Raw genomic sequence first — 22,667 nt, forward strand, 5'->3', positions numbered from 1 at the left:
TTACCTTCATTGTCCCTCATGCGTGCCCACTGGGGAACTTGTTCTGTAACCCCACCTTACTTCCTCGCGTCTACGCTACCTATCGGAAGTGCGCCCCGTCTTCCTCTTGAACAGATCTGCTACGCGGCTCCTTCCGCCTCAATGTCTGCCCCGACGTCCATTCGTACTCCGTCCCAGCATCTCCGCAATCCCCGCCACAAGCTACTTATACAGCGCCAGCAGCTCATGCGTAAGCTCGAAGAGCTGCAGCAGGTTTCTCGGGTCCTTGCCGGTGATGCTCCCGATCCGCTTCAGGCGGTATTGCAGCGTATTGCGGTGGATGTTCAGCTGCTCAGCCGTCTGCGAGACACTGCAATTGTGATTGATGAAGCTGCGGAGCGTCTCCAGCAGATCGGCGGTATCCTCCAGCTTCATCGCCGTGCCGGGCTTGTCTGACAGCTTCGCCTGACTGAGCTTTACCAGGAATTCCGCATCCTCGTAGCGGATCGATTGCGCAGCAGGGCGGAGTGCCAGAATAACACCGAGGGCAGCTTTGGCCTGACGGTAGCCCTCTGCGATACTGGCCTCCAGCCGGCCCGAAGCCAGCAGGAGCTGCGGCTGATTGTGCAGCAGCTCCGCAATCAGCCGGCTGCAGTCCGGCCGGTTCTGGACCAGGATTACCCATGTATCCCCATCAAGCTGGAAGGACGGATGCAGGAACAAAAGCTTTGTCTCATCCAGCTCCGGCTGCACATGCTTGAGATACAGCACGGTGGTCTTCTGCAGAAGGTCGATCTGATAGGCCGCCGCTTCTTTTCGCAGCTTCTGGGAGTAAGCTCCCTGATGGTTAAGAAGCATCTCCAGCAGCGCCTTCTTGCGGTTGGCCTCGCTGGCCAGATGCTCCAGCGTGTTTCTTTGCTCAATGAGCAGCGATACCGTGGTCCTCACGATATTGCAGAAGGGGCGGACCTCTTCCGGGCTGCCGGAGATTCCGATTACACCTACGCGGGTATTGCCGATGACAATCGGTTCGTTGGTGCCCTTTTTCTCATATCGCCCGTCCTCCATGACTTCGACCCTATGCCCGGTGGACAGCGCTTCGACAGCCCCCTGATGAACGGTGCCGACCCTTGCCTTATGTCCGCTGCCGATGATGATTCCCTGATCGTTCATGATGTTGATGTTATAGGGGATATCCATCATCATCTTGTCTACAATCTCCTGAGCCTGCTTCTCCGATAGCTGAAACAACCGGAACTCCCTCCTCCTCTTGAGCGGGTAACCGCCCTATACTGCCTCTTAATCACTCGTTGTGCATCTGAACAAAATTATAGACCAACCTTCACAGCGAAGAAAGGAGGAACATCACTAGCCGTAGCACGAAGTACCACCCGGCACCAAAAAAGCCAGCCCAGACTTGGGCTGACCTTGAAGGGCGGTAGGACCTTGAGAAATAAGAATGGATGGGTCCGCACTATAAATATCGCTTACCCTTGGGCAATACCCGCCCGGCTGAATATAAGCTTCAGCTTCTCCTCATGCTCTGCGCTCCATACCCCAGGCGAAGCCAGGCTGAAGGTGGATACCGGAACACCGGACAAGCGGACAGCTTCCTTGATCGAAGCGATGAACGGGTCATCGATGGCATAGAGTGCCGGAATTTCAACGATCTGCCGGTTGAACTGAAGGACGCCTGCCAGATCTCCCTTTTTGAAGCTGTCATACACGCCAAGCATCAGCTGTGGAGCGAAGTTCGCACTGGCAGCAATCGCACCGTCTCCACCGGCAGCCAGTGTAGGCAGCAAATATTCGTCGAAGCCGCAGAAGACGGAGAAGTCCGGGCTGACCGCCTTGACCTGCATGATCATCTGGCGGATGTGGCTAAGCTGGTCCACGGTATCCTTGATGCCGAGTACATTCGGATAATGTGCGGCCAGGCGGGCCACGAAGGCCGGAGTCAGATCCTGGCCGGTCATGGCCGGGAAGTTATACAGCATGAGCGGTACATCGACGGCTTCCAGAACAGCAGCATAATGCGCAAACAGGGCGTCCCCGCTCAGCTTGTAGTAATACGGATTCATAATGACGATGCCGGTAGCTCCATGTTCAGCGGCATGACGGGAGAGCCGGAGGGTCTCAGGGGCCGTATTGCTGCCAGTGCCAATCCAGGCTGGAAGACGGCCATTCGTATACTCCAGGCATAGCTCTGCGATCTCTTCACGCTGCTCTGCGGTGAACAGGGTGAATTCTCCGGCTGTTCCAAGGAAGAATAGACCGTGAACCCCTTTGGCGATCAGGCTGTCGATCAGCAGCTTCATTCCGTCACGGTCGAATTTACCGGCGGAATCCAGAATCGTCGGGACGGGAGGAATGACACCTGCATTCGGGTGGCTAAGTTTCATTTTATTTTTGCCTCCTGGTTTGTTATTATAAACATATGATTATTATAGTGAACTTGAAAGGCTTAATCAATGGATTTATGAGAGGGGAATGAAGGTGTGGACCAGAAGTACTGGGTTCCGGCATTGGAACGGGCAGATCTGATTCTTAAGGCCATCTCAAGACAGACCGGAGCGCTCAAAATGACAGATCTTTGCGAGGAGACCGGCATTAACAAAAGCTCGATGTTCTCGCTGCTGCGCACAATGGAGACTCTGGGGTGGGTGGTGAAGGATGCGGGCGAGAGGTATGTGCTTGGCGCCGGGATCTCCTACTATAATACCGTCTACAATGATTCGCTTAAGCAGAATATGAATCTGGTAGAGCGGTTTCTGGCAGAGTCGGTGCAGAGTGTCGGGGCGGTGGGCGAGACCTTTCAGCTGTCGGTGCTGGACCGCGATGAGATTATTTACCTGGCCAAGCAGGAGGGGCAGTCTCTGGTAAGGCTGGAGTCCAGCCCCGGTATGCGGTTTCCGGCATATGCGACGGCGATGGGCAAGATGATGCTGGCGCTGCTGCCGGAGGGTGAGCTGGAACGGCGTTATCCCGATAAAATGCTGCCTGCCGTCACTGCCCGCACGCTCACAGACTGGTCTAAGTTCACTGCAGCCTTGGCTGCGATCCGTAAGACCGGCTATGCGCTGGATCAGGAGGAGATTATCCAAGGCATCAGCTGCGCCGCAGCGCCGGTTCTGGATGCCTCAGGCAAGGCAGTTGCCGCTGTCAGCACCTCGATGCTTCAGCATGCATTCGAGGCGAAGCGGGAGATTGCGCTGCGGGAGGTAAAGGCACTGGCAGGGAAGCTCTCGTTGTCTTAGCTTAGGCATCCGGGCAAGATCATTCATACTGAGGGAGAGAAGGGGTTACTGTGAAATTGACCGTACAAGAGATTATGAAGGAAGACATCATTGAAGCTGTTCCGGTACATACCGCTGCAGAAGGGCCGGCAGGCCAGCTGCCGATCACCGGGGAGGTGCTGCGGAATGCGCCGAGCGGAGAGATTTTTGGCATGACCCAGAATGCGGGCATGGGCTGGAATCCGCTGCTGCTGAACCGGCCCCAGTATCTGATTCTCGGAACGATGGGCGGCATCCGGCGTGAGGACGGCACTCCGCTGGCGCTCGGATACCATACCGGTCACTGGGAGATCGGTGTGATGATGGAAGAGATCGCGGAGGAGCTTACCGCAAATGAGGGGATTCCGTTCGCCGGTTATGTCAGCGATCCCTGTGACGGCAGGTCCCAGGGAACCACAGGCATGTTCGATTCCCTCCCTTACCGCAATGATGCGGCCATCGTGCTGCGGCGGCTGATCCGTTCACTCCCCACACGTAAGGGCGTGCTTGGCGTAGCGACCTGCGACAAAGGACTGCCCGCCATGCTGCTGGCCCTTGCCGGCATGCACAAGCTGCCGGGCATCATCGTGCCCGGCGGCGTGACCCTGCCTCCTATAGAGGGAGAGGACGCAGGTAAGGTGCAGAGCATCGGGGCGCGCTACAGCAACGGGGAGCTGTCCCTGGAGGAAGCGGCAGATCTCGGCTGCCGGGCCTGTGCGACGCCGGGCGGCGGCTGTCAGTTCCTCGGCACCGCCGCAACCGCCCAGGTGATTGCGGAGGCACTTGGCATGGCGCTGCCGCATTCGGCCCTGTCTCCTTCGGGGCAGCCGATCTGGAAGAACATCGGCCGCCAGTCGGCCCGGGCCCTTCAGCATCTGGATCAGAACGGAATCGTGATGAGTGACATTCTGACAGATCAGTCGATCCAGAATGCCATGGTGCTGCACGCTGCCTTCGGCGGCTCTACGAATCTGCTGCTGCATCTGCCGGCCATCGCCCATGCCGCCGGGCTGAAGGTTCCGACCGTTGAGGACTGGAACCGGGTGAACCGGATGGTTCCGCGCCTCGTCAGCGTGCTGCCGAATGGTCCGGTACCGCATCCGACCATCCGGGTGTTCCTCGCAGGGGGAGTTCCTGAAGTTATGCTGCATCTGCGGAAGCTGGGGCTGATTGATGAGTCCGTGCTGACGGTAACCGGGCGCACACTGGGCGAGAATCTGGACTGGTGGGAGAGCTCGCAGCGCCGGACGGAGCTGCGGCAGCGGCTGCTGGAAGCGGATGGCGTAGACCCGGATTCCGTGATCATGAGTCCGGAAGAGGCTAAACGCCAGGGCATGGCGTCTACGATGACGTTCCCTATCGGCAATCTCTGCCCCGAAGGTGCAGTTATCAAATCGGCAGCCATTGATCCTGCCGTTCTGGACAGCGAGGGCGTCTATCGCCATACCGGGCGAGTGAAGGTGTTCACCACAGAGAGAGCCGCCATCCGCAGCATCAAGCTGGGTATGGTTCAAGCGGGGGATATTCTGGCTGTCATCGGCCGTGGACCGAGCGGAACCGGGATGGAGGAGACTTACCAGCTCACCTCGGCGCTCAAGCATCTGCCGTACGGCAAATATGTCACGCTGATCACGGATGCCCGCTTCTCCGGCGTCTCCACAGGTGCCTGCATCGGCCATATGGGGCCGGAGGCACTGGCGGGTGGCCCGCTTGGCAAGCTTCGTGATAATGACTGGGTGGAGGTGCGGATTGATACTGTGAATCTGGAAGGAAGCGTGAATCTGGTCGGTGAGGGGAATGAGCCGCTGACCAAGGAAGCGGGGACGCTGATTCTGGCTTCGCGGACACCTCATCCGGGCCTGGCGGTAGACCCGGGCTTGCCGGAGGATACCCGGCTGTGGGCTGCTCTGCAGGCGGCCAGCGGCGGAACCTGGAAGGGCTGTATCTACGACACTGATAAAATCATTGCCTTACTGGAAGCAGGACGGCAAGCATTGGAGGAGAAACTATGAGCCGAAATCTGATTCATAATCCCATTCTGCGCGGATTTCATCCCGACCCGTCGATCTGCCGGGCTGGAGATGACTATTACATTGCTACTTCAACCTTTGAGTGGTTCCCCGGCGTGCGGATTCATCATTCGCGCGATCTCGTGAACTGGCGGCCGCTGACTTATGCGCTGACCCGCAGCTCGCAGCTCAATATGGAGGGGGACCCCGATTCCGGCGGCATCTGGGCACCTTGTCTCACGTACGACAATGGACTCTTTTATCTGATCTATACCGATGTCAAAAGCCGTCAGGGAGCTTTCAAGGATACGCCTAACTATCTGGTGACGGCCGAGAATATTGAAGGCCCCTGGTCCGAGCCAGTCTATCTAAATAGTAGCGGCTTCGACCCCTCGCTGTTCCATGACGAGGACGGGCGTAAATGGCTGGTCAATATGCTGTGGGATCACCGCACCGGCCGCAACAGCTTCGCCGGGATTGTGCTCCAGGAATATTCGGTGGAGGAGCAGCGCCTGATCGGCCCGGTTACTAACATCTACAAAGGGACGGAGCTGAAGCTGACCGAAGGCCCGCACCTGTACCGGAAGGACGGCTGGTATTATCTGATTACTGCTGAGGGCGGTACGCAGTATGATCATGCGGTAACGGTAGCCCGCGCGAAGCAGATTGAAGGTCCTTACGAGACCGCTCCCGTTAATCCGCTGCTGACCTCTGCAGGACACCCCGGGCTTGCGCTGCAAAAAGCAGGCCATGCCAGCCTGGTAGAGACGCAGACCGGCGAATGGTACATGGTGCATCTGTGCGGCCGTCCGGTTACGGACAAGTACTGCAACCTAGGCCGGGAGACGGCGATTCAGCGCGTTGAATTTACAGCAGACGGCTGGCTGGCCTTGTCCGGGGGCGGAAATGCTCCATCGCTGACGGTGGAAGGCCCGGATCTTCCGGCGCATCCTTTTGCGCCAGCCGCTCCGCGCGACGACTTCGACGCTCCGCAGCTGGATGTCCGCTGGAGCACACTACGCGTGCCGGCCGATGAAACCTGGCTCTCGCTCCAGGAGCGTCCCGGCTATCTGCGCCTGCGTGGCAGGGAATCGATGAGCTCCATGCACCGCCAGAGCCTGGTTGCCCTGCGCCAGCAGGCCTTCCGTTGCAGCGCGGAGACCTCGGTGGACTTCGAGCCGCAGCATTTCCAGCAGATGGCCGGCCTGATCGTCTATTACGATACGATGGATTACCTCTATCTGCGGATCACGCACGATGAAGTCCTTGGCCGAACCCTGGGACTCATCCGCTCCAAGGATGGAGTCTATGAAGACACCTTGACGCCTGAAGTACCGCTGCCTCCCGGAGCAAGTGTAGCGCTCAAGGTCGTCATTGACGGCGAATTGGCCCAGTTCTATTACAGCACCGGCGGCTCCGATTGGGAGAAGATCGGCCCGGCTCTGGAAATCTACCATCTGTCCGATGATTTCCCGGCCTATATCCGGTTTACCGGCACCTTCATCGGCATGTGCGCCCAGGACCTCAGCGGCACGCTGCATCCGGCTGATTTTGATTACTTTGAGTATCTGGAGCAAGAGTAAAGTAGCCTATAGCTGTAACATCGAAAATGATGTTGCCATAAGGCTAAGGCTGAAAGGGAAACTAGGGCAATGAACAATTGAAAGGGATAAATCCCTTTGAATTCGCCGAAAGTGAGCGGGAGGAGGAAATGAAGGGGATAAATCCCTTTGAATCCGCCAAAAGAGGGCGGGAGGAGGAAATGAAGGGGATAAATGGACTCCTGTCAAGAAAGTAGACAAAACCTACAACGTTTTTCGCTTAAATGTGGCTGCAAACTGAACCGGAGAAACGTACCCCAGTGCCCCATGGATTCGTTTACGGTTGTAGAAAAATTCAATGTACTGGAAAATGGCATCATACGCCTGTTGCTTCGTTTTAAATCGATTCCAGTACACCAACTCTTTTTTTAAGAGGCTGTGAAAAGATTCGATACAGGCGTTATCATAACAGTTTCCTTTGCGGCTCATGCTTGCGGTCATCTGGTACGTCTTTAGGCGTTCCCGGTAGTCTGCAGAGGCGTACTGGGAGCCTCGATCCGAATGGTGAATCAAGCCCTTTCCGGGGCGTTTGGCCTGGTAGGCAGCGTCCAGAGCGCCCTGTACGAGGTCAGTGGTCATCCGGTCGCTAAGCCGCCAGCCGACAATCTCCCGGGTACACAGGTCCAACACGCTCGCCAAGTACATTCGTCCTTCCCGGCAGGGAATGTAGGTGATATCCGCTACCCACGTCTGGTTCGGCTTTTCCGTGTGAAATTGCTGGTTTAACAAGTTGGGGGCAATGGGTAGCGGATGGTTGGAGTCGGTGGTGCATACGCGAAATCTCTTTGCGACACAAGAGCGCAGCCCCAGTTCTTTCATGTACTTGCCTACCGTGCGTTCACTGACCTGGTGCCCTTCACGCACTAGGAGAACCTTGATTTTGGGGCTGCCATAGCGACCCTTAGAGTCGTGAAAATGATAGGCAATCCGCTTTAGCAACAAGGCTTTACGAGTGGCTTGAGGGCTGGGCTTCGCTGTTCTCCATTTGTAATACCCGCTCCGGGACACCTGAAAGACACTGCACATCTTCTCCACGCGGAACTCGGAGCGATGATCTTCAATAAACCGAAATCTCAGTTCTTTGGATTGCTGAAGATGTGCACGGCTTTTTTTAGGATGGCCATCTCCTCTGTCAGGTCTGCGAGTTCTTGCTCCCGCTCCTTCAGTTGACGTTCCAGCTCTCTGTATTTGTCTGGAGTAATGATGGGCTCATTCTCAAACTGCCGGTACTGACCTAGCCATTTATGCAACGTTTTGGCGGGGACATCCAGCTCCAGGGCCAATTCCGCCACCGTTTTCGTCTGCTCCTGGATGTACTTTACGGCCTGTCTTTTGTATTCTTCATTGTAGCTTCTCCGTGTTCCACTCATGCGGACACCTCCTCGTTAAACTCATTATCTCTATTCTCTTAACGGGTGTCCACGGTTAACACTAACAGCACAAGTGCCCCAGAATCCCGGGAAAGTTGGCTCAACGAGCGAATGAGGAGCACAAGTGCCCCTGAATCCCGGGAAAGTTGGCTCAACGAGTAAATGAGGAGTCCTTCCTCGCCACCTGCCATCCTTTCGACGCTCACTATACAAAAAAAGGCTAGGCCCTCCTTGTTAAAGGAGAGCCTAGCCTTTCTACTTAAGTTCGCGTGTTCGCGCGCACCCGCCCACAACTCAGGCGGTGTACTTCTCCAGTGTAGCCCGGACCGCGCCTGGACCAGCCACCATCGCGGTGAACATATCCTCAATAGTCCCGCCCAGTCCGGCAGCGTACAGGTCTACGCCGAAGATGGCCTGATCCTCCAGCACCGCGCGCACGCCAGCGGCCGTAGCCGCATCCGCGCCCAGAGCAATGCCTTCAAGCCGCGCCTGCAGCGATTCCAGCAGCGGATCAGGGCTCAGCGTGAACGCTGCGCCTTCATCGTTCACGCCGAGCAGGTACCGGCACCACGCTGCAATCGCCAGCGGAATGGCAGTCAAATCCCTAGGGTCAAGCTCATCCCGGCGGATGTACGACTTGATCGTCTCGCCGAAGCGGATGCCGACCTTCTGCGAGGTATCCGTAGCGATCCGCTGCGGAGTATCAGGGATGAACGGGTTGGCGAACCGTTCCTGCAGCACCTCGTCCAGGAACTGCTTCGGACTCAGGATGCCCGGATCAACGACAACCGGCAGGCCTTCCTTGTAGCCGATGGTTTCCACGAGCTTGCGCAGCGTGGCATCCTGCATCTCGTCAGCGATAAGCGTGTAACCGAGCAGACAGCCGGTGACCGCCAGCGCCGTATGCAGCGGGTTGAGGCAGGTGGTTACCTTCATCGTCTCCACGTTGTTAACCGTGTCGCGGTCCGTGAAGATAATACCGGCTTCCTCCAGCGCCGGACGTCCGTTCGTGAACTTATCCTCAATGACCAGATACTCGCTGATCTCCGCATTAACGAAGGGAGCGGTGTACGTGTTCTTGGAGGTGACGATCACATCCATGCCTCCGATGCCTTGCTCCAGCAATGCGGCCTGGACGGATTCGGACGGGCGCGGGGTGATTTTGTCGATCATGGACAGCGGGAAGGTGATCTTCTGCTCATCCTCCAGGTAGGCTACGAAACCTTCTTCTACATGGCCCTTCGCTGCCCATTCCTTGGCGATGGTGACCATGCCCTGCTTAAGCTTGTCGCCGTTATGCGAGCAATTATCCATGCTGACGAAGGTCATCGGGTACTGGCCCTTCAGGTAACGCTTGTAGGCGAAGGAAGCCACGATGCTCATCGCATGAACCGGATGCTCCGTCCCGCCGGCGATGTCCTTCTGTACAATGCCAAGGTACTGTCCATCAGGACCGGTCAGGGAATAGCCCTTCTCCGTAATCGTGAAGCTCGCCATCTGCAGGCTGGGATTCTCAAAAATCTCAGTCAACCGGCTGTAATCCGCTTCCCGCGTCTTATCTGCCGTGATGCCTTCCACAATGCTGCTGACGATCCGCTTCTGGAAGTCGCCCGCCGCATTCATCAGCACCAATAGAGTCAGATTGTCATAAGGCTTGTAGACCTTATCAATCATCTCGAAGTCAAAGGTCTCGGCCGCGATAATGCCGGTGTCGGCCTTTCCGCTGTCCAGCAGCTTCTGGTGCGCATTCGCCACGAAGCCTCTGAAGATATTTCCCGCTCCGAAGTGAACCCACTCCGGCTTCTTCAGCGTATTCGCCGCCACCGCATCATAATCGAATTGCGGCAATTCAACGCCTGCGGCTTCCCAAGCTTCCCGGTCCACAATGCTGCTTCTGTTCAGACTCAGCATTTACTTGGCCCCCTTAACATTCTCCAGGCTGTCCCATACGCCCAGCAGATACATGATGCCCATCGCCCGGTCGTAGAGGCCATAGCCTGGACGGCAATTTTTCTCCTCGCCCCAGAGATGTCTGCCGTGGTCCGGACGCACATAACCGGTGAAGCCGCTCTCATGATACGCCTTAACAACCTCAGCCACATCTACGCTGCCGTCGCGTCCGCGGTGGGATACTTCAATGAAGTCGCCGTTATCGAACACCTTCACATTGCGGATATGGGCAAAATAAATCCGGTCACTGAACTCGCGGATCATCGCCGGCAGATCATTCTCAGGGTTCGTTCCGAGCGAGCCGGTGCAGAAGGTCAGGCCGTTATACGGGCTGTCCACCATGTCCAGGAAGCGGCGGATCGTATCGCGGCTGCGGATAATGCGCGGCAGTCCGAAGATCGGCCAGGCCGGATCGTCAGGGTGAATCGCCATTTTGATATCCACTTCTTCACACACCGGAATGATGCGCTCCAGGAAATACTTCAGGTTGTCGAACAGCTTATCCTCAGTAACGTCAGCATAGGCCGCGAACAGCTCATCCAGCTTGGCCAAGCGTTCCGGCTCCCAGCCCGGCATGGTGAATTGTCCGGCACCCTTCAGGATGCGGTCTACCATCTCGCGCGGATTATCGGTAATGGCAGCCTTTTCATAAAAGAGTGCATTTGAGCCGTCCGGCAGCTCCTTATACAGCTCGGTACGGGTCCAGTCGAATACCGGCATGAAGTTGTAGCAGATCACCTTAACGCCGACTTTGGCCAGCTTGCGGATTGTATCGATATAGATGTCAATATATTTGTCGCGGGACGGCAGTCCGATTTTGATATCATCATGAACGTTGACGCTTTCAACCACCGCTGTGCTGAAGCCCTTGGCTGTGATCTGATCGGCAACCTTCTGGATTTCTTCCATCTCCCAGACCTCACCGGCCACCTTGTGGTGCAGCGACCAGACGATACCCATAACGCCCGGGATTTGACGGATGTGGTCAAGAGTGATGTTGTCATTGCCCTCGCCGTACCATCTCCAAGTCATATTCATTGTCATTTTCCTCCTTAAGTAAGATAAGCATAAATACAAATGATAACCTTCCGAAGCCTTGTGACAATTGATCTTACAGAACCAGCGTTACATGTGGCATAATCTTGTATACAAGTTTGATTCGTAATGATCATAGAATATGCGTACATCTTTGTCAATGAAATTCATATCCCTTTTCTATATAATGGGGGGAAGAACAATCCCGAACAGAAAGTTGGTCTATGCATGACTTCCAAAAAAGAAATAATGGCCTACCTCAAGAAGGAGATTCTCTCCCTTGAGCTGAAGCCGGGGGCGATGATCAGTGAGACGGCTCTGTCCGAGCGCTTCCAGCTGTCGCGGACGCCGATCCGTGATGTGCTGAAGCAGCTGTCCCTGGAGCAATACGTCGATATCTATCCCAAAAAAGGCAATCTCGTATCCTACATAGACCTGGAGTCCGTGGAACAGATTATCTACCTGCGCAATGTGCTGGAGAAGGAGATTATGAAGTCGCTGGCCGGGAATATCCCGCTAAAAGGGCTGCATGAGCTGAGGGATAACCTAACGCAGCAGCAGAAGTGTATCGAGCAGGCGGAGGGGGCGGAGGTATTCCTGCACTTGGATGACCAGTTCCACCGCACGATGTTCGGCTTAGCCGGACGTGAGTTCCTGTGGGGGGTGCTCCAGCAGTTCAATGTGCACTACATCCGCTACCGCAAGCTGCATATGCTGAAGGACGAGAAGCTGACGGCGATTCGGCAGGAGCATCAGCAGCTTCTGGATTATATCGTGCAGGGCGACACCGCGGGGATCAACGAGCTGCTGCACCATCATCTGCGGGCGGATATCGACTCCAAGAACCTCCAGGAGCATTTTGCCACGTATATCAAAAAATAGGGCAGGACTTTATCAAATCCCGCCCGCAATAGCGCAACAAGCCCGCCTTCATCATCCATGAGGGCAGGCTTGTACTAAAAATATAAGAACTTATATGTTTCACACGATAACTTATCCTTCTGTTTCTCGCTGAAACGGTACCGTCCTTTAAAAGGACGGCGAAGCCGTTGCTACTTGATATAAGGTTGTTGAGGCTTCGCACTCTGCCTAGCTCCGGCCCTCGCGGTATTCCCGCGGCGACTGGCCGCTCCAGCGCTTGAACTGTCTGCTGAAATGGGCGATATCGCGGTAGCCGAGCAGACCTGATATCTGGCTGACGCTAAGGCTATGGTCATCCAGCAGCACCTTGGCCTCATGCAGCATCTGCTCCGACAGGTAGACGCGGGGGGAGAGGCCGAAGACCTGACGGAAGACGCGGTAACAGTGTGAGGGGCTGATCCCCAGCTCAGCCGCGATATCGTCAACACCATAATGGCTGTCATACGGCACCTCCTGCTTGAACTGCTGATAGACCAGGCTCTGGAGGCGGCTGCGGATCTGGTGGGCCAGCTCCATTCGCTCATAAGTGCCCGGAGAAGAATTGTCAGCCTCCAGGGAGAAGACCTCCCAGAGCTGGGCGAACAGCTCGAAGACGGCGGACTGCAGCCTCATGCGCTGGGAGATCGTGATGCTGCCGGAGCCGGAGGTGGAAATCTCCACCAGCCGGCTGAGGAGCGGTCCTAATCTGTGGGCAACATTGCTCTCTGAGGTGAACAATACATGATTCAGCCGGCTGAGAAGTGAAATGAACAGCTTGTCATCGATATCGAAATGGATGCAGAAATAGGTAAAGGAACCGCCGTTTCCGCTGCGGCTGGAATGGATATCGCCCGGCCTCAAGAGGACCAGATCCCCGGCGCGCTGGAGATAGCTGTGGTTGTTGACCGTGAGCTGCTGCTCTCCTTCAAGCACATAATTAAATTCATATTGGGGATGGGCGTGCTGCGGATAATCCCATTCCCCGCTCACCTTGCGCAGATGCATGCCGAACAGGTTGAGCGTGGTTTTCACATCCGGGATGATAGTTTCACTAAGGCTTTGACCCGGGACCGGCGGTTCAAAAGCTGCAACCAATAGGATCGCCCCCTGATACTTTGCGTTCTCGTGATAGATGTTCAGGCGATGTGCCTGTTTTATCCGGAATATAAGAATTTATATTTCCCGCTGAAACGGTACCGTCCTTTAAAAGGAGGGCAAAGCCGTTTCGACTTGTTATTAGTATACAGGATTCTGCTTGATTTGGGTAAATATTAGCGTGATTTGACAATGTTCCGGGGCTGCGGCTGCGTGGTAGGATGAACCTGAAAGAAATCTAGTATACAAGATGTATGCAGAGGAGATATGGACATGAGACAACAATCCGGGAATGAGTATGCTGCACAATATGACAGCGGATACAATGCGTGGTTAAGCTATCCTAAGCTTCAACAAGGCCCGCTATATAAGCAATATGTGAAATGGTGCGGAGCGGTATCCGTTACAGAAGGCGGGGAGACCATCCAGGCTGCACTTCAGGAATGGACAAGAGGCATTGCCTCGCTGTTGGACATTGAGGTTGTATCCAAGCCGCAGCCGGAAGCATTCGGTGTGGCCTTCGGCACCTTCGCGGGTAATCATCCGCTGATTCAGGGCTTGTTCGATGACAAGGAAGTCCAAGCTGTGGGAGCAGAAGGGTTCGCCATCCGTACCAGCCAGTCCCGTAAATGCATTGCTGTAGGGGCTTCCTCCCAGGCAGGTGTATTGTACGGCGTCTTCCATCTTCTGCGCCTGATCGCCAGCGGCAAGGACATTGAGAATCTGGATGAAGTAGTGAATCCTGTGAATTCGCTGCGGATGATTAATCACTGGGATAATTTCGACGGCAGTGTGGAGCGCGGCTATTCCGGCAGATCCTTCCTGTATGAGAATAACCAGTTCACGAAGGATATGGACCGGATTACAGACTATGCGCGGCTGATGTCTACCGCCGGCATCAACGCGCTAGCAATCAACAATGTTAACGTTCATGCACTGGAGACGCTGTTTATCTCTGCCTATCTGCCGGATGTGGCGGGAATCGCCGATATTTTCCGCATCTATGGCATCCGCCTGTACCTGAGCGTGAACTTCGCCGGACCTATGCACGAAGGGGAAGTCGGCAGCGCTGATCCGCTGGATGCAGGCGTGCGGGAATGGTGGAAGACAAGAGCGGCTGACATCTATGCCGCGATTCCCGATTTCGGCGGCTTCGTGGTCAAGGCCGATTCGGAGAACCGTCCCGGCCCGTTCACTTACGGGCGGAATCATGCGGATGGAGCCAACATGCTGGCGGAAGCCCTGGAGCCTTACGGCGGCATTGTGATCTGGCGCTGCTTTGTATACAACTGCAAGCAGGACTGGCGTGACCGCAAAACCGACCGGGCGAGAGCGGCCTACGATCATTTCAAGCCGCTGGACGGCCAGTTCCATGATAATGTCATTCTGCAGATCAAGAACGGGCCGATGGATTTCCAGGTCAGAGAGCCGGTATCTCCGCTGTTCGGAGCGCTGGAACGCACCAACCATGTGATTGAATTCCAGATCGCCCAGGAATACACCGGACAGCAGCGCCATGTCTGCTATCTTGTTCCCCAGTGGAAGGAGATCATGGAATTCGATACACAGGCGAAGGGCGGCCCGGCTCCGGTAAAGCGTATCGTTGACGGATCGCTGTGGGGCAACCGCCTGAGCGGGATTGCAGCGGTATCCAATGTGGGCAATGACCGGAACTGGACCGGCCATCTGCTGGCCCAGGCCAACCTGTACGGCTTCGGCCGGCTGGCCTGGAATCCCGAGCTGAGTGCGGAGGAGATTGCGGCGGAGTGGATCGCATTAACCTTCGGTACAGACACTGCGGTGGCTGGAGTCATCGGCCGGATTCTGCTCGATTCATGGGAAATCTACGAGTCTTACACATCTCCGCTTGGCGTGGGCTGGATGATCAATCCTGAGCATCACTACGGCCCGAATGTGGACGGCTATGAATATTCGATGTGGGGAACCTACCATTATGCCGATCACCAGGGCATCGGGGTAGACCGCACCGTAGCAACCGGAACAGGCTACAGCGCGCAATACATGGGCAGCAATGCCGTGCGTTACGATTCGCTGGAGGAATGCCCGGATGAGCTGCTGCTGTTCTTCCACCATGTGCCATACACTCATGTACTGCATTCCGGCAAAACCGTGATCCAGCATATCTACGATACGCATTTCGAAGGTGCAGAGCGTGCCGAAGGGCTGCTGGACGCCTGGGGCGGACTGGAGGGCAGCATCGCAGACGGCCTGTACACGCAGGTGGAGGAACGCCTTAAGGGGCAGGCGGCTCATGCCAAGGAATGGCGTGACCAGATTAATACGTATTTCTACCGAAAGAGCGGAATTGCAGATGCATTAGGCCGGACCATCCACTAAGGAAGCGTCTGAGTACCCGATGGTTCTGTCCTGTCTTTTGACAGCCTGCTCCAGGAACTCATTTGGCTAATATCAAGGAGGAATAGATCTCATGGCACTGACTTTCAGTGATGTGATGGAGCACTTGAATGCAGGGGTACAGCTGCCAGCGGATACGGTGGATAAGCTGGAACCGGATGCTGCGGGAACAGAAGTGCAGGGAATCGTGACGGCCTTCGCCGCTTCACAATATGTAGTGGAGCAGGCGGTCCGGCTTGGCGCCAACCTGGTGATTACGCATGAAGGTGTATTTTATACCCACCGGGATCACCCGGACGGGCTGCCGCAGGATTCCGTCTGCCAGCAGAAGTCTGAGCTCATTGCCCGTAGCGGAATAAGTCTCTACCGCTTCCATGACACGATACACCGTTACACGCTGGACGGAATCGTCGAAGGGCTGCTGCAGGAGCTGGAATGGGGCGCATATGTGGAGCGGCATCTGCCTGAGGTGTCGATCCTCACCATCCCTGAGATGACCGTTTCGGAAGTGGCCGCTTATGTGAAGCAGAAGCTGAATATCCCTTATGTCCGTGCTGCCGGGAACCTCTCTGCTGCATGCTCCAGGGTGGGGGTGCTGGTGGGTTTCCGGGGGAACGGCAGTACCGTCATCCCGATGTATGAGCAGGAGTCGCTTGATCTGGTCATCGCCGGTGAAGGCTTCGAATGGGAGGTGCCTGAGTATATCCGTGATGCGGTCAGGCAGGGCAAGGACAGGGCACTCATCATGCTCGGCCATGCCGAGAGCGAAGCGCCGGGAATGAAGCTGCTGGCAGAGCGGCTGAGCAGGCGCTTCCCGGAGATGCCGGTTCACTTCATTCCGGAGCAGCCAGTGTTTCAAATTGTATAGATAGCGCAGCCTCTTTGAAGGTTGAAGACCCGGGAATAATGGCTTTCCCCTTAGGTCTTCTGCCGGCAAAGAGGTTTTGTTTGTCCAGCCGGATGGCATGGTATACCGGACTTGTTTACAAATTGACGATCTGGTTCATATTGCGGATTGCCCCCCGGGCACAACTATCATATAGTGGAATTCTATATGAGGTAAGGAGCGTAGAAGATGAAGCACAAGCACCTGAGGTTCAGCAGAAGTGTAGCCTTCAAATGGATCATCTCCTATTCAGTAATCATGATTATCCCGCTTATTGTTAGCGCTATCATCTATTTGCAGACCAAACAGATTGTCGAATATGAGATTGAACGTGCAGGCAACGCCATGCTTAAGCAGATGCAGAATACGGTAGACAGCGAGATTAATCAAGCTGAGAAATTGGCGATGCAGTTATCGATTCATAGCGGTGTGAACAAATACTTATCCCTCACACCTGGCACAGAGAGGGACAGTCCCTTTCAGATCTATCAGCTCCGGCAGGAGCTCAGCAAATACAAATCCGCCAATGATTTCATCGATGGAATCTATCTGTATTCAAGCAGTCTGGACAGTGTGCTGACGGATGAGACCTATACGGACAGTGAAACCTTTTATGCAATGAACAGTAAGATGATCGGATTGTCTTATCAGGAGTGGCTGGCACAGCTGAACGGTGAGACCGCAGGGCGGGAAGCCTCCCTTCCGTTCATTGAGTTTAAGCGCTGGGAGCAGAAGGTTGTGATGATGAAGCCCTTCGCCAGTGCCACTGCAAGCAATGGACAGAAGGGGATGCTGGTTCTTCCGCTGAACGGCAGTAAGATTCATAGCATGCTGAAGAACGTAGACTGGGTAAATAACGGTGATGTGTACATTACCGATGATCATAATCAGGTATTATTTCATAATAATGAGGCTTCTCCGCAGCAGCCAATGCCTGACGCTGAGGCTGGCGGTGAGACGGCGGGTACTTCTTTCCAGGATATTGCCGGCACGGAGAACATGGTCTCCTTCATTGATTCCGATAACACGAACTGGAAGTATATCAGCGTATTTCCTTCAAGCGTATTCTGGGAAAAAGCGCGGCAAATCCGCAATTTGAACCTGCTTGGGCTGTTCATCAGCTTTTTGATCGGGACGGTGGTTATTTCTTACTTTGCCCGCAAGAACTATAATCCTGTCCGCGAGCTGGTCCATATGTTCTCGCCCTCCGCCGATGAACAGACGCAGCGGTTGCTGGATGAATTCTCCTTCATCCGGGAGAGTGCACTGGCTACCATCCGGGAGAGGGATGATGTGAACAGCCGGCAGTTCAAGCAGCTCCGTGTGCTCCAGACCTACTACTTGTCGCAGCTGCTCAGAGGGCAGGCGGAGAACGGATTATCGCTGGAGGAAGTGGCCAGAGTGCATCATTTTCAGTGGGATTCCGAGGATTTTGCGGTGCTTCTATTCTATATTCAGTCCGGCGGGGAAGAGGGGCCTTCGCCAAGCCTGTCCAATTTCATTGTATCCAATATCATTATGGATTTCACCGGACCGGATCACGTCCTGAGCTTCACCGAGATGGATGGTATGCTGGCGGCAGTGATGAACATTAATACCGGGCGTTCCGGCAGATGGAAAGAGGATATTGAAGAAGCGCTCAGCCAAACCCTGGAGTTCATTCAGCGGAAATACGGTTTGCAGATCGCCATGGCCGGCAGTGAGCTGCTCTCGGGCATGGGAAGTTTGCATCAGGGGTATCTGCAGGCGCTGGAGGCTCAGGAATACCGGCTGGTGCTGGAGGAAAATACGACGGTCTGGTATGGGGATATTGAGCAGCAGCAGACGGATTATTACCTGACGATCAATGACGAGGTTGTTTTTATTAATCTGGTCAAAAGCGGTGACTTCGGGAAGGCAGCAGCGATGGTGGAGGAGATTCTGGGCCGCTTCTTCGGCTCCCAGGTGTCTATAGAGCTTGTGAGATATGCCATGATTGATTTAAGCAGCTCTATTATGAAGGCAGTCCCCCAGGAGACGAAGCGCTCGAAGCTATGGGAAGAATGGCGTCCGATGAAAAGGCTCCTGGCCTGCTCAACGCGTGCAGATTTCCGTAACGAGCTGACCGAGCTGATCCAGCTGGCCTGCAGCCAAGCCTCGGAAAAGCTTGCTTCAAATTCTGGAATCGGTGACCAGGTATCCGCCTATGTGCAGGATCATTATGCGGATATCAACCTTAGCGTGTCTATGATTGGTGCCCATTTCGGGATCACGCCGCAGTATGTATCACGGTTGTTCAAAGAACAGAGCGGGCAGGGACTGCATGATTACATCAGTCAGGTTCGTACAGCCGAAGCCAAGAAACTGCTTCAGCAAGGCGTCACCATTGAGGAGATATCCTCCCGTGTAGGATTTTCCAGCAGCAGTGCGTTCATCCGGGTATTCAAAAAGTATGAAGGCATCACGCCGGGGCGGTTCAAAGCTCTGCAATAAACAAACAGAATACACAATTTCCTGACAGGAGGATAGAAGCAGGGCGGATCTATCCTTCTTTTGCGTTTTTGACAATGAATTACGCATTTTGAATATTGTTTGTATACAAGATTCAGCATACATTGTAGAGGCATTAAGTCGTCAACTACACAAATTACGGAGGTCATACTAGTGATCAAATTATCTGGAATGAAAAGGCTCCACAAACCGCTTGCCATTTTGTTAGGTTTCACCATACTGGCTGCCGGCTGCACTAGTTCCAAGAATGCAAATGATGAGAGTACCCCTAACAACCCTGCGGGGAACGGCCCGGCTTCCAATGAAGCCGCAGCAGCTTTTGCTTATCCGATGAAAGGCGGAATAGAGCTGACCTATATGAATGAACAACTGGGAGGCACACCGGAGCGGCTGCCGGTCGATGACGAATATGAGAAACGTACAGGCATCGCCATCAAGCAGCTGGGCGGAACCCCCATGACCGATCAGAAATTCAGTCTGCTGCTGGCCTCGGGCGATCTGCCGGATATCTTCCTAAATACCTGGCTGCAATACCCTGGCGGTCCCGATAAAGCCGTTGAGCAGGGGTATATTCTGAAGCTCAATGACCTCATGGATCAATACGCGCCGAATCTGAAGAGAACGCTTCAGGAGAATCCGGAAATCGACAAAATGATTAAAACGGATGACGGCACCTACTACGCCTTCCCGTTCATCCGCTCGGAGGCCGGACGGGTCTACGGCGGGCCGATTATCCGCAAGGATTGGCTTGATGAGCTGAAGCTCAGTGTCCCGGAGACGATTGATGAATGGCACACCGTACTGACTGCTTTTAAAGAGAAGAAAAAGGCGGCCTCCCCTGTAACCTTCCGCACGATGTTCCTGGGAGAACGGACCGGCGGATTCGCCGGAGCCTTCGGTGTGATGGGGAACTTCTACGTCAACGACGGCAAAGTAGTCTACGGCTATCTGGAGCCCGGCTATAAGGAATATCTGAAAACGATGAGCCAGTGGTACATAGAAGGCCTGATCGATAAGGATTTCGCCTCGATTGATTCAGCTACAGTGGATAAGAAAATGACCTCTAATGTCAGTGGAGCAACAATCGGCTGGCAGTATTATATTGAGAAATATAATTCAGCCGTACAGGAAGCAGATCCGAAGGCCGACTTCGTGGCCGCTCCATACCCGGCTGCCGTCAAGGGCGGGCTTCCGGAGTTCGGACAGCTGGATAATGCCTACGCGGGGACAAGCTCGGCAGCGATCTCAGCGACAACCAAGAATATCGAGGCTGCTATGCGCTGGCTCGATTACGCTTTTACCGAAGAAGGCAAAATGCTGAATACCTATGGGGTTGAAGGCACTACCTACACGCTCAAAGACGGAAAGCCCGCGTATACCGATCTTGTGGTGCAGAACCCGGATGGCCTCGGCAGCGACCAGGTAATGGGCAAATATTCTCATGGCACCAACTTCCCGATGATTCAGCAGGACAATAATCTGCCGGCGAAGTATCCGGCTACAACCGAATCTATCGGCATCTGGAAACGAACCAATCATGAGAGCCACCTGCTTCCTCCGGTCACACCGACTGCCGAAGAAGCAGATGAAATGAGCAGTATTATGAACGACATTAACGCTTTTGTGAAAGAGGCCGAGCTCAAGATCATCCTGGGCACTGATTCCGTAGACAATTACGATAAATATGTGCAGCAGATGAAGGACCTCGGTATCGAACGCGCACTGGAAATTCAACAAGCGGCGTATGAACGTTATCTGAACCGTTAATTTGGGCGGGCAGGGGCTGCAACACATACAACAGGTACCGGCAGCCCCGGCCTAAGACCATGCAGTTGCAGCAAAGGAGAGAGAAATATGCTTAAAACCAGACTGGGGAAAGACATCCAGCGTAATAAATGGCTGTATCTGATGGTGCTGCCAGTCATCCTATACTATGTATTGTTCCACTATGTTCCGCTCTACGGGACCATTATCGCCTTTAAGCAATTTGTCCCTTCCGAAGGGATCTGGGGCAGTGAATGGGTCGGATTCAAGCATTTTGAAGCTTTTTTCTCCAGTATCTACTTCATCCGTGTCATTAAGAACACAGTTCTGCTAAGCTTCTTCAATCTGCTGATCGGTTTCCCCGCACCCATTATTCTGGCCTTGCTGCTGAATGAATTGAAAAGCCCGCTTTTCCGCCGGATCACGCAAACGATTACGTATATGCCGCATTTTATAACACTCGTGGTGGTAGCAGGAATCGTGCGTTATTTCACTTTATCGGATGGTTTGATCAACGATGTTATTGCCTTTTTTGGCGGGGCGCGGATTTCGTTCCTGCAACAGCCTGAATTGTTCCGCCCCATTTATATCATCAGTGAGATCTGGCAGCAGATCGGCTGGGGCACAATCATCTATCTGGCGGCCATTACCGGCATTGACCAGCAGCAGTATGAGGCAGCCAAAATAGACGGAGCCACCAAGGTACAGCAGATCCGCCACGTTACCCTGCCCGGTATCCTGCCGACGATTATGATTATGCTGATTCTGGCGCTCGGAAATATTATGAATGTCGGATTCGAGAAAATCATTCTGTTATACAGCGCCAGTATTTATGAGACGGCTGATGTCATATCCACTTTTGTATACCGGAAAGGGATTCTGGAATTCAGCTACAGCTACAGTGCAGCGGTAGGCCTGTTCAACTCCGTCATCAATTTCACCATTCTGCTGCTCGCCAACTCATTCAGTAAACGCGCAAGCAAGAACAGTCTCTGGTAAGGAGTGCACACCTATGATTAAAACGTCGCCCGGCGAACGTATCTTCGATATCTGCAATTCTATTATTATGGTTCTAATGATTATTCTTACACTCTATCCTATGCTATATATCTTGTTCTCCTCCTTAAGCAACGGGAACCAGCTGGTCTCCTTCGACGGTATCCTGCTGTGGCCGCAAGGCTTCTCGCTGGCAGCTTACAAGGCGGTGCTGAACAACCCCGTGATTCTGAGCGGCTTCAAGAATACGCTGTTCATCCTGGCGGTAGGACTTGTCATTAATATGACGCTTACTGCCCTGGGCGCCTATTTCCTGTCCAGAGAAGGGGTTATGCTGCAAAAGCCGATTATGTTCTTCATCGTGTTCACGATGTTCTTCCAGGGAGGACTTGTGCCTTTCTACCTGATCGTGAAATCCTATGGCCTGCTCGACAGCTTGTGGGCGCTGATTCTGCCAACGGCGGTCAGTACGTTCAACTTAATCATTATGCGTACTTATTTCATGGCGATACCGAAGGAGCTGGAGGAGTCCGCCTTCCTGGACGGTGCAGGCCATTTCACCATTCTGTTCCGCATCTTCATTCCGCTGTCCATGCCGGTAGTTGCGGTGCTGATTCTGTATTACGGCGTAGGCCATTGGAACAGCTGGTTTAACGCCATGCTTTTCCTGCGCGACCAGAGCCTGTTCCCGATCCAGCTCGTGGTCCGAAACATCATTCTTGAGAATGATAATGCCAGCATGCTGGGGACTACAACACTGCTCCATAGCCGTGATGTGACCGAAACGCTGAAATATGCGGCAATCATCGTAAGCACAGCACCGATCCTGCTGCTGTATCCGTTCCTGCAGAAGTATTTCGTCAAGGGCGTAATGGTTGGAGCATTGAAGGGATGAGGCATGAAGTCATTCAGGAAGCTTAGCTATGGTGAGGATAAGGAGG

Annotated in this window: 17 protein-coding genes; 10 read left to right on the top strand and 7 right to left on the bottom strand. The window is 54.3% G+C overall.

The window, feature by feature from the left end; translation table 11 throughout:
* Positions 1-201: 201 nt before the first annotated feature.
* The gene (locus tag MKX63_RS14735) at positions 202-1,230 is read right to left on the bottom strand and encodes a CdaR family transcriptional regulator (protein WP_341017946.1); all 1,029 of its coding nucleotides are present in this window, start codon (positions 1,228-1,230) and stop codon (positions 202-204) included.
* Positions 1,231-1,466: 236 nt separating this feature from the next.
* Positions 1,467-2,381, bottom strand: a complete 915-nt coding sequence (locus tag MKX63_RS14740) for a dihydrodipicolinate synthase family protein (RefSeq protein ID WP_341017948.1) — start codon at positions 2,379-2,381, stop codon at positions 1,467-1,469.
* Between the two features lie 96 nt (positions 2,382-2,477).
* Here MKX63_RS14740 and MKX63_RS14745 point away from each other — a divergent pair, with 96 nt between their 5' ends.
* The 3 genes from MKX63_RS14745 to MKX63_RS14755 all read left to right on the top strand — a co-directional run bounded on the left by MKX63_RS14745 (position 2,478) and on the right by MKX63_RS14755 (position 6,846).
* Positions 2,478-3,236 carry an IclR family transcriptional regulator gene (locus tag MKX63_RS14745; protein WP_341017950.1) on the top strand — a complete coding sequence of 253 codons (759 nt, stop codon included), beginning with the start codon at positions 2,478-2,480 and terminating at the stop codon, positions 3,234-3,236.
* A gap of 74 nt (positions 3,237-3,310) precedes the next feature.
* On the top strand, positions 3,311-5,266 hold the full coding sequence (locus tag MKX63_RS14750) for a YjhG/YagF family D-xylonate dehydratase (RefSeq protein WP_341018657.1): 1,956 nt from the start codon (positions 3,311-3,313) through the stop codon (positions 5,264-5,266).
* Complete coding sequence (locus MKX63_RS14755) at positions 5,263-6,846, top strand: glycoside hydrolase family 43 protein (RefSeq protein WP_341017952.1); 1,584 nt, start codon at positions 5,263-5,265, stop codon at positions 6,844-6,846. Before MKX63_RS14750 ends, MKX63_RS14755 begins: the two co-directional genes overlap by 4 nt.
* A gap of 222 nt (positions 6,847-7,068) precedes the next feature.
* On the opposite strand, the gene MKX63_RS14760 is transcribed toward MKX63_RS14755, so the two are convergent.
* The 4 genes from MKX63_RS14760 to uxuA all read right to left on the bottom strand — a co-directional run bounded on the left by MKX63_RS14760 (position 7,069) and on the right by uxuA (position 11,222).
* Positions 7,069-8,052 (bottom strand): IS3 family transposase, encoded by a 984-nt coding sequence (locus MKX63_RS14760; protein ID WP_341018601.1) that lies wholly within the window; start codon positions 8,050-8,052, stop codon positions 7,069-7,071.
* Complete coding sequence (locus MKX63_RS14765) at positions 7,938-8,234, bottom strand: transposase (protein ID WP_341016938.1); 297 nt, start codon at positions 8,232-8,234, stop codon at positions 7,938-7,940. The genes MKX63_RS14760 and MKX63_RS14765 overlap by 115 nt, the downstream gene beginning before the upstream one ends.
* Before the next feature lie 294 nt (positions 8,235-8,528).
* Positions 8,529-10,145, bottom strand: a complete 1,617-nt coding sequence (locus MKX63_RS14770) for a mannitol dehydrogenase family protein (RefSeq protein ID WP_341017953.1) — start codon at positions 10,143-10,145, stop codon at positions 8,529-8,531.
* Positions 10,146-11,222, bottom strand: coding sequence for a mannonate dehydratase (uxuA, locus tag MKX63_RS14775; RefSeq protein ID WP_238650303.1), 1,077 nt, complete (start codon positions 11,220-11,222; stop codon positions 10,146-10,148).
* Positions 11,223-11,447: 225 nt separating this feature from the next.
* Between uxuA and MKX63_RS14780 the strand changes: the two genes are divergently transcribed.
* Positions 11,448-12,101, top strand: a complete 654-nt coding sequence (locus MKX63_RS14780) for a GntR family transcriptional regulator (protein WP_341017955.1) — start codon at positions 11,448-11,450, stop codon at positions 12,099-12,101.
* A 207-nt stretch (positions 12,102-12,308) separates the two neighbouring features.
* Here MKX63_RS14780 and MKX63_RS14785 read toward each other — a convergent pair whose 3' ends face one another.
* Positions 12,309-13,214 carry an AraC family transcriptional regulator gene (locus MKX63_RS14785; protein ID WP_341017956.1) on the bottom strand — a complete coding sequence of 302 codons (906 nt, stop codon included), beginning with the start codon at positions 13,212-13,214 and terminating at the stop codon, positions 12,309-12,311.
* 273 nt (positions 13,215-13,487) lie between these two features.
* On the opposite strand from MKX63_RS14785, the gene MKX63_RS14790 reads away from it, so the two are divergent.
* The 6 genes from MKX63_RS14790 (at position 13,488) to MKX63_RS14815 (ending at position 22,621) form a co-directional block, all read left to right on the top strand.
* Positions 13,488-15,572 (top strand): alpha-glucuronidase family glycosyl hydrolase, encoded by a 2,085-nt coding sequence (locus MKX63_RS14790; RefSeq protein WP_341017958.1) that lies wholly within the window; start codon positions 13,488-13,490, stop codon positions 15,570-15,572.
* A gap of 91 nt (positions 15,573-15,663) precedes the next feature.
* Positions 15,664-16,458 carry a Nif3-like dinuclear metal center hexameric protein gene (locus MKX63_RS14795; protein ID WP_341017960.1) on the top strand — a complete coding sequence of 265 codons (795 nt, stop codon included), beginning with the start codon at positions 15,664-15,666 and terminating at the stop codon, positions 16,456-16,458.
* A 207-nt stretch (positions 16,459-16,665) separates the two neighbouring features.
* The gene (locus MKX63_RS14800) at positions 16,666-18,948 is read left to right on the top strand and encodes an AraC family transcriptional regulator (RefSeq protein WP_341017961.1); all 2,283 of its coding nucleotides are present in this window, start codon (positions 16,666-16,668) and stop codon (positions 18,946-18,948) included.
* 189 nt (positions 18,949-19,137) lie between these two features.
* Positions 19,138-20,733, top strand: a complete 1,596-nt coding sequence (locus MKX63_RS14805) for an extracellular solute-binding protein (RefSeq protein WP_341018659.1) — start codon at positions 19,138-19,140, stop codon at positions 20,731-20,733.
* 87 nt (positions 20,734-20,820) lie between these two features.
* Positions 20,821-21,729, top strand: a complete 909-nt coding sequence (locus MKX63_RS14810) for an ABC transporter permease (RefSeq protein WP_341017962.1) — start codon at positions 20,821-20,823, stop codon at positions 21,727-21,729.
* 13 nt (positions 21,730-21,742) lie between these two features.
* Positions 21,743-22,621, top strand: coding sequence for a carbohydrate ABC transporter permease (locus MKX63_RS14815; protein WP_341017963.1), 879 nt, complete (start codon positions 21,743-21,745; stop codon positions 22,619-22,621).
* Positions 22,622-22,667: the final 46 nt, after the last annotated feature.

It is taken from the genome of Paenibacillus sp. FSL R7-0179 (assembly GCF_038002265.1).
Classification (GTDB): Bacteria; Bacillota; Bacilli; order Paenibacillales; family Paenibacillaceae; genus Paenibacillus_AQ.

Bases quoted from the DNA above. Each gene is read 5' to 3' on its own strand.
- uxuA (WP_238650303.1), bottom strand. From the start codon at position 11,222: ATGAATATGACTTGGAGATGGTACGGCGAGGGCAATGACAACATCACT.
- MKX63_RS14810 (WP_341017962.1), top strand. From the start codon at position 20,821: ATGCTTAAAACCAGACTGGGGAAAGACATCCAGCGTAATAAATGGCTG.
- MKX63_RS14800 (WP_341017961.1), top strand. From the start codon at position 16,666: ATGAAGCACAAGCACCTGAGGTTCAGCAGAAGTGTAGCCTTCAAATGG.
- MKX63_RS14770 (WP_341017953.1), bottom strand. From the start codon at position 10,145: ATGCTGAGTCTGAACAGAAGCAGCATTGTGGACCGGGAAGCTTGGGAA.
- MKX63_RS14805 (WP_341018659.1), top strand. From the start codon at position 19,138: ATGAAAAGGCTCCACAAACCGCTTGCCATTTTGTTAGGTTTCACCATA.
- MKX63_RS14790 (WP_341017958.1), top strand. From the start codon at position 13,488: ATGAGACAACAATCCGGGAATGAGTATGCTGCACAATATGACAGCGGA.
- MKX63_RS14755 (WP_341017952.1), top strand. From the start codon at position 5,263: ATGAGCCGAAATCTGATTCATAATCCCATTCTGCGCGGATTTCATCCC.
- MKX63_RS14740 (WP_341017948.1), bottom strand. From the start codon at position 2,381: ATGAAACTTAGCCACCCGAATGCAGGTGTCATTCCTCCCGTCCCGACG.
- MKX63_RS14750 (WP_341018657.1), top strand. From the start codon at position 3,311: ATGAAGGAAGACATCATTGAAGCTGTTCCGGTACATACCGCTGCAGAA.
- MKX63_RS14765 (WP_341016938.1), bottom strand. From the start codon at position 8,234: ATGAGTGGAACACGGAGAAGCTACAATGAAGAATACAAAAGACAGGCC.
- MKX63_RS14780 (WP_341017955.1), top strand. From the start codon at position 11,448: ATGACTTCCAAAAAAGAAATAATGGCCTACCTCAAGAAGGAGATTCTC.
- MKX63_RS14795 (WP_341017960.1), top strand. From the start codon at position 15,664: ATGGCACTGACTTTCAGTGATGTGATGGAGCACTTGAATGCAGGGGTA.
- MKX63_RS14815 (WP_341017963.1), top strand. From the start codon at position 21,743: ATGATTAAAACGTCGCCCGGCGAACGTATCTTCGATATCTGCAATTCT.